Annotated in this window: 9 protein-coding genes; 5 read left to right on the top strand and 4 right to left on the bottom strand. The window is 32.4% G+C overall.

Going from position 1 to position 11,205, the window contains the following annotated elements; genetic code table 11:
- Window positions 1-10: 10 nt before the first annotated feature.
- The 4 genes from RM542_RS06095 to RM542_RS06080 all read right to left on the bottom strand — a co-directional run bounded on the left by RM542_RS06095 (window position 11) and on the right by RM542_RS06080 (window position 6,298).
- Window positions 11-1,615 carry a sodium:solute symporter gene (locus RM542_RS06095; protein ID WP_311384826.1) on the bottom strand — a complete coding sequence of 535 codons (1,605 nt, stop codon included), beginning with the start codon at window positions 1,613-1,615 and terminating at the stop codon, window positions 11-13.
- Window positions 1,612-2,205 (bottom strand): GNAT family protein, encoded by a 594-nt coding sequence (locus tag RM542_RS06090; RefSeq protein WP_311384825.1) that lies wholly within the window; start codon window positions 2,203-2,205, stop codon window positions 1,612-1,614. The genes RM542_RS06095 and RM542_RS06090 overlap by 4 nt, the downstream gene beginning before the upstream one ends.
- 10 nt (window positions 2,206-2,215) lie before the next feature.
- Window positions 2,216-3,532: an MGH1-like glycoside hydrolase domain-containing protein gene (locus tag RM542_RS06085; protein ID WP_311384824.1), complete on the bottom strand. Its 1,317-nt coding sequence runs from the start codon at window positions 3,530-3,532 to the stop codon at window positions 2,216-2,218.
- Between the two features lie 93 nt (window positions 3,533-3,625).
- On the bottom strand, window positions 3,626-6,298 hold the full coding sequence (locus RM542_RS06080; protein WP_311384823.1) for a TonB-dependent receptor domain-containing protein: 2,673 nt from the start codon (window positions 6,296-6,298) through the stop codon (window positions 3,626-3,628).
- A gap of 185 nt (window positions 6,299-6,483) precedes the next feature.
- On the opposite strand from RM542_RS06080, the gene RM542_RS06075 reads away from it, so the two are divergent.
- The 5 genes from RM542_RS06075 (at window position 6,484) to RM542_RS06055 (ending at window position 10,836) form a co-directional block, all read left to right on the top strand.
- Window positions 6,484-7,509 carry a LacI family DNA-binding transcriptional regulator gene (locus RM542_RS06075; protein ID WP_311384822.1) on the top strand — a complete coding sequence of 342 codons (1,026 nt, stop codon included), beginning with the start codon at window positions 6,484-6,486 and terminating at the stop codon, window positions 7,507-7,509.
- A 171-nt stretch (window positions 7,510-7,680) separates the two neighbouring features.
- Window positions 7,681-8,046 (top strand): fructose 1,6-bisphosphatase, encoded by a 366-nt coding sequence (locus RM542_RS06070; protein WP_311384821.1) that lies wholly within the window; start codon window positions 7,681-7,683, stop codon window positions 8,044-8,046.
- Between the two features lie 12 nt (window positions 8,047-8,058).
- Window positions 8,059-8,847 carry a cell envelope biogenesis protein OmpA gene (locus tag RM542_RS06065; RefSeq protein ID WP_311384820.1) on the top strand — a complete coding sequence of 263 codons (789 nt, stop codon included), beginning with the start codon at window positions 8,059-8,061 and terminating at the stop codon, window positions 8,845-8,847.
- Window positions 8,834-9,334, top strand: coding sequence for a Rab family GTPase (locus tag RM542_RS06060; protein WP_311384819.1), 501 nt, complete (start codon window positions 8,834-8,836; stop codon window positions 9,332-9,334). The genes RM542_RS06065 and RM542_RS06060 overlap by 14 nt, the downstream gene beginning before the upstream one ends.
- 5 nt (window positions 9,335-9,339) lie before the next feature.
- Window positions 9,340-10,836 (top strand): ATP-binding protein, encoded by a 1,497-nt coding sequence (locus RM542_RS06055; RefSeq protein WP_311384818.1) that lies wholly within the window; start codon window positions 9,340-9,342, stop codon window positions 10,834-10,836.
- Window positions 10,837-11,205 lie beyond the last annotated feature (369 nt).

The following is an 11,205-nucleotide window of genomic DNA, read 5'->3' as shown; positions in this document are numbered from 1 at the left end:
TGCTATTGAATTAACTAAACATGGATGGCAGTGACAGACTTATTAGAATAATCGTAATAAAAAAGCTTACCAATATGACAACTTCTTTTTTTCCTGAATAAAAAACAACCTCGAGGCCCTCGTTAGCTTTTTTCTTAATTAAACTACTTACAACTAAAGCTACGGCTATTGTAAGTAAACAACCTATAGCGTTCCACCAAAACCAAAAAATTTCTGGAACATACAACCATAAATACATATTAAATAGCACACCCGCGACAATACCAATATTTGCTCCCAAGGCATGTGTTTTTTTGGTTAGAATAGCCAAAATAAAAGCAGCTAAAATAGGACCATAAAAAACAGAACTTACCTTATTTATGACTTCAATTACGGTGCCCTCTATATTACCTGCAAAAAACGCAAAAAACAAACAGACTAAACCCCAAAAAAGTGATAATAAACGTGAGTTCATAACATAACTCTTATCACTCATATTCGGTTTAAATCTCTTCACAAAGTCTTCCATTGAAACAGCAGAAAGAGAATTCACAGTTGAGCTTAAAGAAGACATTGCCGCCGACATAATAGCCACAATCAAAATTCCAATAACTCCATTAGGTAAATAGTTAATTATAAAAACCGGAACCATTAAATCCGCCTTTTTTCCTTCTAATGATCCAATGTTTGTCTGATATGTAGCATCCATCAAACTTTGAAAACTTGGGTCTTGTAGTAAAAGTGTTCCTAATACCAATCCCATAATACAATAAGTTAATGTTAACGGAAATCTAAACAAGCCATTTGCTAATAACAACTTTTTTATTGTTGGCATTCCTTTAGCCGACAACAATCTTTGAGACTGTGTTTGGTCTGTACCATAATAAGAAGCATAAAGAAAGAAACCTCCAATAACCATAGGCCAAAATCCAAACTCATCTTTACCATCAGCGTTATCAAAACCCCATTTACTAAAGTCTACAGCCGTCAATCTATCTTGGTCAACATTAGTAAGGAAATTTTCAAATCCACCCAATTCACTGATACCATAAAAGAGGCAAATCAGTATTCCAAAAAATAGAATTACCATTTGTATAACATCTCCCCAAATCACTGCCTTCATTCCACCTTGAAATGAATAGACTAAAGTAATTACCCCTATGATTAGGATTGATATCCAAAAATCTATCCCCACAGTTGCTTGTAAAATTAATGCCATAGTATAAACCATAACACCCGTAGCCACAGAACGGCTTATTTGAAAAACAAAACTTATCAATAAACGTGAAGAAGCATCAAAACGGTTTTCTAAATACTCATAGACACTTACTATCCCAGATTTATATAGTGTGGGTATGACCGCTATTAGTAAAAAAGCCATTGCTAAGGGTACTCCAAACTCATAGGTAAGCCATTGAAGTCCTCCGCCCTCTTTTAGACCAACAAATGCAGGAGCAGATATAAAACTAATTGCAGATAATTGAGTTGCCATTGTTGAAAGACTAAGTGGCAACCAGCCCATACTTCGGCCCCCTAAAAAATAGTCTCCTGAACTCTTATTTTCTTTAAAAAAGTAACCAATCCCTAAAAATCCTATTAGATAGGCTACGATGATTATATAATCTAAGTAGTTCATAATTTATTTTTTAAAATTTCTCGTTTAACAGTTAACCACTCCTCTTTTAGAATTCCGAATAAAATAGCGTCCGACCTACCTTTCTTGTGTATTGATGGAAATAAATTTCTTAATCTCCCCTCTTCAGAACAAGTAGCACTTTTCATAGCCATAAGGCTAACATCATTTTCTTCATGAGCGCCAAGGCCCAATCGTTCAAATTGTATTTGCTTAAAAGCAAAGTCAAAAAGTAAAAACTTACAATTTTTGTTTAGTCCAGTTCCTCTAAAATCTTTGCCATACCATGTATAACCTAAACGCGCAACATTAAATTCATTCGATATTTCAAATAAACGAGTACTTCCGGCGTACCTCTGAGTTATTTTATCATAAATAGCAAAAGGGTATTCCTTTTCTTTTTCTCGAAATTCAACAGCCTCATTGACATATCCTTTAAAATTCTTTTTACCATTTGAACGACCTAAAAAGTAAGTCCAGATATATTCTTCATGAGCAATGTCTTTTAATTTATAAAAATGATTCTTTTGTAGTGGTTCTAATCTAACCCTTTTGTTTTCCAGAATATAATTAGATTTAAAATCAAATGACATACTTTTTTATTTAAACTTCCTCTTTTAAAAAGTCAATAAGCAAGGCTGCAGTCCATGAAAAATTATTCCCACCATAACCATTACTATCTGCATCTGGATTTGATTGTCTAGAATCAAAATATTCAAAAAATCCATTTTTTTCTATTAACTCAAGTGAATCAGACTTTATTCTGCTTGCTAAATCGTAAAATCCATGTCTTTTCAATCCATGATATAAAATCCAATTCATATTAATCCAGACCGGCCCTCTCCAATATTTCTTAGGATTGAACTTTTCATGTGTAGGATCAAAAGACGCACAAAGGTATCTACCCGCATCACCAAATTTTTCTAACATAGTTTTAGCAAGAGATTCAGCTATTAATCTAGTCGGAGCACTGGAATATAATGGAGCAAATGATGAAGAACAGATATATGGTATTTGTCTGTTGTTTCTTAAATCAAAATGCACATAGGCACCTAAATCTTTATGAAATAATTTTGAGTTTAAACTTTGCACACTTTTAAGTTGATGTTGTTTTAAATAATCAACTTTTTCTTCATTATTTCCAATTGACTCGTATAACCTAATTAAAGATTCATTGGACCTTATAAGGACAGAATTAAATAACGGATCTAATACTAAAAAGGGCGAAAGCTCTGCTATTTTCGCATCATGATAATTATGCTCTTTAGCAATCTCTATAATATATAAATAATGATCATATTCTCTTTTTGAAGGTCTTTGAGATGCATCAACATGCGAAGTATCTCGGCGTTCAAAAGTATATTCGGGTGGATTCATTGTTTCCCAAATATCATCCCATAACGGAGAATTATCCGTACCAGACTCCCAATTATGGTAGATATATACCAACCCATCATTATTTAAATCTCTGTTTTCATAGAAATAAACATGATTTTCATAAACCTTATCAATTTGCTTTTTAATAAAGTTCATCATGTCTTCTTTATCCTTTGCTATTTCATAAAGACGCTCTAAGATAAATCCGAATACGGGTGGCTGGGTCATGCCTGTTGACCTGTACTTTTTTGATGCTAAAGGATGTAAATTGGACTCATGAAAATTGGGCCCAGGAAAATAGGTGTCACTATCGTTATGAAAAACAATATGTGGTATGAAACCATTTTCCCATTGAGCATCTAAAATTGTTTCGACCTCTTTTTTTGCTTTACTAATATCGTAATGAGCAAAACCTAGTGCGATGAAACCAGAATCCCATTTCCATTGAAAAGGATATAAACCTTTACTTGGAATTGTAAAACCTCCATCTTGAAAGTTGCTATCTAATACTTGGATAGCCTTATCTATCATTTGCTCTTTCATAGTAATAGTATAATTATAAATAGAATCATTGGCGGGTAAACCACCAATGATTCATTGAACTAAAAAACTAACTTAAACTATTTTTTGCGCTAATTAAAAATTAAATGTAGCTGTTAAGAAAAATCTTCTTGGCAGTATAGGTCGTCCAAAAAAGAACTCACCGTCTGCAGATTGACCGGCTATACCAGCTCTTGGATTACCTTCAGTAAGCCCAGCGCTGTCAAAAAGATTAAAAACAGAAAGACCCAATCTCAATGAATTCACATCTTGCGTTTTAAAAGTATAACCAGCTCCTAATCTAGCTATTGTAATAGCATCTAATTCTACGTTATTAGTGTCATCTGTAAACTTACTCCCTGTATGGTTAAGGGTAAAATTCGCATCAAAACTTTTATCATCATAGTTAAGACCTAGGCTACCTAAAAAATTAGGTTGTCTAGCAATCTCATTTCCCTCGTTTATAGTTGTAGTGGTATTTGCTATCAAATCTGTGGTTTGATTCTGCGTAATCTCATGACTTTGATAGGTAATTGTAGCATTGACATTAAATACATCAGAAATTAAATATTTACCTGTGGCTTCCAATCCAAAGGTTCTAGTGGTTTGCTCACTTCTTGCCTGATCCACTAATTGTCCGCCAGATATGGCTTGATCAATTCTTATACGATCACTTAGATTAACAAAATATCCGGCAACAGAACCTGAAAAGCTTGAAGTTCCAAATTTTGCTCCAAGTTCTCCTTGGATAATTGTTTCAGCTTCATAGTTAGTTTCTCTAATGCCAGGAGTCGGAGCAAAACCTCTTTGTTGAGGAAAGAAAAATCCTCTTGAAAAGTTGGCATACAAATTAGTAGATTCTGTTAGCTCATAAAGACCTGCAAGAGAAAGGGCCCAATCGGTATCCTTAATAGTTCCGGTAACAAAGCTACCGTTTGTAAACCTTACATTGGCTAACTCTGGTGTTAGTTCTGGGTTATCATAAACCTGAGTTTCTTCCAAGCCTGGGTTACCATCATTAAATGTTCCAGCTGTAGATTCAATTCTGACTCCAACATCAAACCTCCAACGGTCAAATACCATTTCATCAGTTAAATAAAAAGCTGTTCTACTTTGAGTTAGAAAACGATTAGTAGCCATACCAATTCTATTATATATACCACCATCAGAGTAAATCACGTTATTACCACCAGCTGCCGTATAACTTAAATTGACAAGTCTTGGGTTATTGTTAAACTCAGAAAGAACTCTATACTGATAATTGACATCTTCTGCCTCTGTTCTAGCCATATAAGTTCCTAAAGTATACGTGTGTGCATTATCGGCTGATTTAAAAATTAAACTAGCTTCACCAGAATAATCCATCATTGGTCTTAAACGATCTACGTGTAAATTCTCAACAACCAAATCATTACCATTTATTTGCTCACCACTGCCTCCTTGATATTGGGCATTAAAAGCTGTATTTCCTGGAGCTACTGCGGCAACATAATCATTGAGTGAAATAGGATTTCCAAAACTTCCATTACCACCAACATATAAGGCAAAACTATGCTGATAATCTGCATATTTCACTTTTGCTTTGAACCTTGTATTGTCTGATAAATTATAAATAAAATCACCCATTAAATAGCCACCTTTAGTATATACCCCATCTTCTATAGGACTTTTATACACACCACCTGGAGTCAAAAATGAAGTCTCTGCTAACTCACCACTTAATAATTGTTCAACATCTTCGCCATCATTACCAGCAATACGCTCTCTAGACCCCCCTTGTAGCGGTAAGGGTAAAAAGAATTGTGCTCGATCATTAATAAACTGACCGTGTAAAGTGAAAGAACCATTTTCAAAGCGTTTTTTGATGTTCCCTCTAAACTGAACACCCCTTGTCGCTAGACCGGTTTCAATTGGTCCATCATCTTTACGTACAAAGCCAGTAAATGAATAAAAGGTATTGGAATCTTCACCACCTAATTTACCTCCAGAATAAAAATCAGTTTTTAATCTTCCTCTCGACCCATATTCCATATTAATAATATTTCCAGGGTTTGTATCTCCGGTTTTACTGGTATAGTTAATAATACCTGCAACTGAACCAGCTCCGTAAAGTACGGCTGCCCCACCCCGAACAAATTCTACGCCTTTAAATCCAATATCAGGTCTGGCGTAAACATCATGTGCTGATGAATTCAAACCAAAAGTGCTCATTAATGGCATTCCATCATATTGTAATGGATTAAAAACATACTGTCCTCCAGATGGTAAACCTCTAACGAATAAGTTTGTAGCCGTTTCACCACCCCCACCTTCTGCTGTAATACCTGGAACATCTCTCAAGATATCTGCTTGACTATTTGCAGATAACTTTGTAATTGCAGCCATTTTTTTAGAACTAATAGATAATGGGGCTTGTTTTTGAGACCTAAAAGTACTGGAAGCTGTTATTACAACTTCATCTAGTTGTTGCCCGCTTTCAGTTAAAACAACACTCAATACAATAGGAGATCCGTTTAATTCAACAGTTTGTTCAGAAGGAGTGAATCCTATAAAAGAAATACGAACAGTTTGAGTACCTGTTAAACTTGTTGAAAGTAAAAAATTTCCATCAAAATCTGATGTAGTACCTTCAGTTGTGCCGTTAATTAAAACATTGGCTCCTAAAATAGGAATACCTGATGCATCTTTTACGTTTCCGCTAATTTCTGTTTGTGCTATAATAGAACTTAAGCCAAAAAGTACTATTACCGCAAAGAGTAAATTTTTCATAATGATTTAGTTATTTGTTAATTGAGCTTTACATTATAAATGTGATATCTATAATATTTTTCTAAATTTATTTGAATATCCTAATGAAAACTTTGTTTTTTTATCAATTATCTACGCAAACGTTTGCGAGAACGTTTGCGATTTTATTTACAGTATCGTTTGAATAATATTTTACATTTGAAAGAATGAGTAAAAAACAAAACACTACATTAAAAGATCTTGCGCTGGCACTTGAGTTATCAATTTCAACAGTATCAAGAGCCTTAAATGACCATCCTGATATAAGTATTAGTACCAGAGAAAGAGTAAAGCTACTAGCAACAAAACTGCATTATACTCCAAACCTTTTCGCTAAGGGTTTCAGAACTCATCGAACTCATATATTAGGGGTAATTGTGCCTAACATTTCACATTACTTCACAACAACTATTTTGAAGGGTGTTCTTTCAGAAAGTGAAAATTTAGGATATCGAGTGATTATTTCTGAATCAAAAAATGATGAAATCAAACAAACTGAAATGTTGGAAACTATGATTCAGTTCGGAGTCGATGGTATACTCATGGCATTGGCACGTAAGACAAAATCAATTGATAGTATTCTTCAAATTCAAAACCGTATTCCTTTAGTTCTTTTTGACAAAGTATCAGATAAAATACCGTGCACCCAGGTGGTAATCAATGATGAAGAAGCAGCATATAATGCGGTTGAACATTTAATAAATACAGGAAAAACAAGAATTGCCATAATTAAAGAAACAGAACAATCATTTAATTCTAGAAAAAGATTTGAAGGCTATCTAAGGGCACTAAAAGAGCATAATTTACCCATAGACGAAAAAATCATTTTAAGTACAGAAGACATTTCTCTTAATAAAGGAAAAATGCTTACTAATAATCTTTTGAGTCTTAAAAATCGTCCAGATGCAATTTTTGCAATTACTGATAGTGCTGCAATTGGTGCTATAAAAGCATTAAATAAATTTAACGTAGAAATACCAAATGAAATTGCAGTTGTAGGTTTTAGTAATAATATTAACTCAACTATAATAAATCCCTCGCTGTCAACGGTAGATCAGCCTGGCGAAAAAATTGGAAGAACTGCAATTAGCTATTTAATTGATGAGATTGAAAATCCTAAAGAAACCCTTCTTACAAAAACAGTTGAAATTAAAACAAACTTGATTGTTCGGGACTCATCTTTTGTTCCATAATAATGGATTTTAGATTAATGGAATTTGCGTTATTTAATCATTTATTGCGGCTCAAAAAAATTCAAAATTACTACGGAAATAATTTTTATTAACAAATAATTAATAAAGGTTGTAAACTTATTACCAAGGAAACATATTTTAATTACCTTACAATTAAATTTCAGAATAAAAATGACTCAAATTAGTTCCCCAAAGGATAAGGCACAGGAAAATGGTAAGCTCACCAATTCAAAAATCGAACAATTAAAGGATATTATTTTTGGCGAGAACATTCAAGAATATGATTCCGAATTTGAAAAAATAAAAAGCGAAATACAAAGCAAAAAAGTAGAACTTGAGAATCTAATTAACGAAATTAAAAATGATTTAGATGCTACTATCGATAATTTAAGTACAGACATCAATATAAGACTAACAGATATTGAAGATAGTTTTTCTGATAAACTCAAAGATTTAGACAACAACAAGATTGATAAGAACTCTCTAGGGCAGCTCTTAATATCATTAGGAGAGAAAATAGCCAAGGGCCAAAAATAAAAGCCCTTTTATATGAATGAGAAAGATAAGCTTACATTATTCAAAGAAATTCTTTTAACGGACGAACGAGAGTTTGCAGAAAAAATTTCAATTAGAATTGAACAAATTGAAAAGACTATAAACGAACAAAAGAAGCTTTCAAAAAAAGTCGACCCCATAATTACTGAGCGTTTGAACGAATACACTCGAAGTATTCCCGAAACATTAGGCAGTACAATCACAGAAACACTCAAAAAAGAAATTAAAAACTCACGTAATGAAGTAGTAGATGCCCTATACCCCATTTTAGGGAAAATGATCAAAAAGTATATCTCACAAGAAATAAAAGTTCTATCCGCCAAAATTAATGATCGACTTAACTGGAAAAAGAGATTTAAGAATAGCATTAGAACTAAAAATAATGCTTCACCAAAACATTTAATCCCCACTAAAATCGAACAGGTTTTACTTATTGAGCAAGAGTCCGGAATTTTGATTGGAAGTTATTCAAACAAACTAACCATTGATGAAGAAATGATTTCAGGAATGCTTACAGCAATAAAATCGTTTGTTGAAGACGCATACCTAAAAAAACAACAACACCTGGAGCTCATTGAATATGAGTTATTTAAAATACATATTCAAAGTTTTATGACTCATTATATTGCAGTTGTAATTTCAGGAAATTATCATCCTTCTTCGAAAGACAAATTACAAAACATGATTTTTGACTTTTATGAAGAGTTTACAAAAACTAGTATAATAGAAACAAAGAGCCTTAATAAAAAATTAGCAAGTTATTTCAGTAATGCAGAAATCTAAAAAGATTGTACTTCTGGGACATTTTGGAGTTGGTAAAACCTCTTTAATTAGGCAATTTGTAAATAGCTCTTTTTCAGAATCTTATAAAGTAACCATTGGTGTTCATATTTCAAAAAAAGAACTCATTATCGAAACACTAGGTCCACTTTCACTTATTATATGGGATATAGAAGGAACCAAAGATTTAACTTCTGTCAGAGATACTTATCTATTGGGTACTGATGGTGTGCTATATGTCTTTGATATAACCCGTCCTAAGAGTTATGAAAATATCCAAGACGATTTAAAAATAATTAAACAAAAATGCCCTAAAGCAAGCATACAAATCATTGGCAACAAATTAGATTTGATTGAAAAAGAAGTCTTAAACCAACTTGATAAAAAAAATCAGCTTACTTATGATTTTCTAACCAGCGCAAAAACAGGTGAACACGTTAATACTGCATTTTTAAATCTTGCAAAAAATTGTATTCTCCCAAAATCGTAAATAGAATGGGGCCGAGAATTCAACATATTATTACAGATTTAAATGGAAAAATCGTTAACAGCAATCAAGCTATCTATAATTTTCAAAAAAATAGCTTGATTAGTGAAAAACACCCTTTTTTTTACAACATAGAATTTTTACCAATAAGTGACAACGGACTAATATTTACTTGTGTCAATTTGTGTATTGAAGACCAAGAAATTGTTGCTGATATTGAAATTAATAAAAGCAGGAAAATTCTTTCTATTGTTATTCAAGATTTGACAAGTTATTATGAGAATTATCAATTAGTTGCCCAAGAAAAGAACGAATTAAATATCAGCTTAGAAAAAGTTAGCGAAAAAAATTTCATTCTTCAAGAAAGAGAGCAATTCAAAGAGAATTTTATTCAGAATTTTAGTCATGAATTACGAAATCCTTTAATGCATATTATCTCTTTTACTTCCCTTCTTTCTGATACGGGTTTAACTCAAGAACAAAGAGATTACGTCAATTTTATAAAAAGCTCAAGTAATAAATTGACTTCGATGGTAGAAGATATTTTAGAGGTTGGAAAAATTAATACAGGACAATTAATTATAAAAAAAGAAGCTTTTAGCATCGTTAATCTTCTTGAGAGTCTCCGCCTAGTATATGGTTTAAAAGCAAAGCAAAAAGGTCTTGTTTTAATAATGGAAATTAATGAAAATATACCTGAGGTATTAGTCTCTGACGAAAAATGCTTGTTCCAAATATTAACCAATCTTTTAGATAATGCCATTAAGTTTACAAATAGAGGGGAAATAGTCTTAAAGGTTATACTGAATCAACGCTGGGGTAAAAATATTAATTTGAGCTTTCATGTTTCCGATTCGGGTGGAGGCATTGAAAAGACTAGTATACCACATATTTTTGAATATTTTCATCGCCTAGATAATGCCAAAGAACATAGAGGTTTAGGCTTAGGTTTGCCATTAGTAAAAAAAATACTGAATGCTCTTAAAAGTGATATAAAAGTAACCTCAAACTCAAAAGGCGGTTCTGTATTTTACTTCGATTTGAGTCTAACATGTATTCGAAAATCCTACATTAATCTCCCGACTTATTTGAATAAAAGTGTTTCTAAAACAACAGGTACAGCATTAAATAAAGCAAAGAAGCGTGTCATGATAGTTGAAGATGACGAGCAAACTCAATTAATCTTATTCAAGTACTTATTAGAAGAAAAAAAATACTCAATTGAAGCGTTTTCGGGTAAAGAAGATTTAAATCCTATAATTACAAAAGAACCATTAGATTTTATAATTGTTGATATTCATCTACCGGAGACTAATGGCTATGAAATCGCCAGCCTAATTCGAAATCTTCCTGATAAAAAGACTAACAAAACCCCGATTATAGCCATAACAGCGGACGCTTATAAAAAAAATATCGAAAGATGTTATTCCTCAGGTATTAATACTGTCCTAACCAAACCATTTACAAAATTAGATTTAATTAATGCAATTAACACCTTTATTTAACCCACAAAAAGGTGTAGTTAGCAGACCTCGATAAGGAGTAATTCAATTTTAACATAATTTTTTAAGCTTTTTTCTTGTTAAAATACATTTCGTCGATAAAAATATACTTTTAATCGATGTTTTTCTCGCTAATTCACTCTACGAATCTTACAATTAACAAAAGCAGAGGTAGCTTTATAATTAAATGTAAAACTGGTTGTTTTCATTTTGGTGTTTTGTGGACGGGTAAATCTAAAAGTACTTATTAATTCCCCCGATTACTTTTATTATTTACCCGTTTTAAGTCCAAAAAAAATGGAAAAAGCAATTTCACCAAGTTTTAAAAATGACAATAAAGCATTGATTCACAACAAGTATTGCGCAAACTGC

This window comes from Croceitalea sp. P059 (genome assembly GCF_031846365.1).
GTDB classification, from domain to species: Bacteria; Bacteroidota; Bacteroidia; order Flavobacteriales; family Flavobacteriaceae; genus Croceitalea; species Croceitalea vernalis.
The sequence above is the reverse complement of the archived record's forward strand: the minus strand, read 5'-3'. Positions and strand labels throughout refer to the sequence as shown.

Coding starts and splice junctions, on each gene's coding strand:
- RM542_RS06095 (WP_311384826.1), bottom strand. CDS start 1,615: ATGAACTACTTAGATTATATAATCATCGTAGCCTATCTAATAGGATTT.
- RM542_RS06090 (WP_311384825.1), bottom strand. CDS start 2,205: ATGTCATTTGATTTTAAATCTAATTATATTCTGGAAAACAAAAGGGTT.
- RM542_RS06085 (WP_311384824.1), bottom strand. CDS start 3,532: ATGAAAGAGCAAATGATAGATAAGGCTATCCAAGTATTAGATAGCAAC.
- RM542_RS06080 (WP_311384823.1), bottom strand. CDS start 6,298: ATGAAAAATTTACTCTTTGCGGTAATAGTACTTTTTGGCTTAAGTTCT.
- RM542_RS06075 (WP_311384822.1), top strand. CDS start 6,484: ATGAGTAAAAAACAAAACACTACATTAAAAGATCTTGCGCTGGCACTT.
- RM542_RS06070 (WP_311384821.1), top strand. CDS start 7,681: ATGACTCAAATTAGTTCCCCAAAGGATAAGGCACAGGAAAATGGTAAG.
- RM542_RS06065 (WP_311384820.1), top strand. CDS start 8,059: ATGAATGAGAAAGATAAGCTTACATTATTCAAAGAAATTCTTTTAACG.
- RM542_RS06060 (WP_311384819.1), top strand. CDS start 8,834: ATGCAGAAATCTAAAAAGATTGTACTTCTGGGACATTTTGGAGTTGGT.
- RM542_RS06055 (WP_311384818.1), top strand. CDS start 9,340: ATGGGGCCGAGAATTCAACATATTATTACAGATTTAAATGGAAAAATC.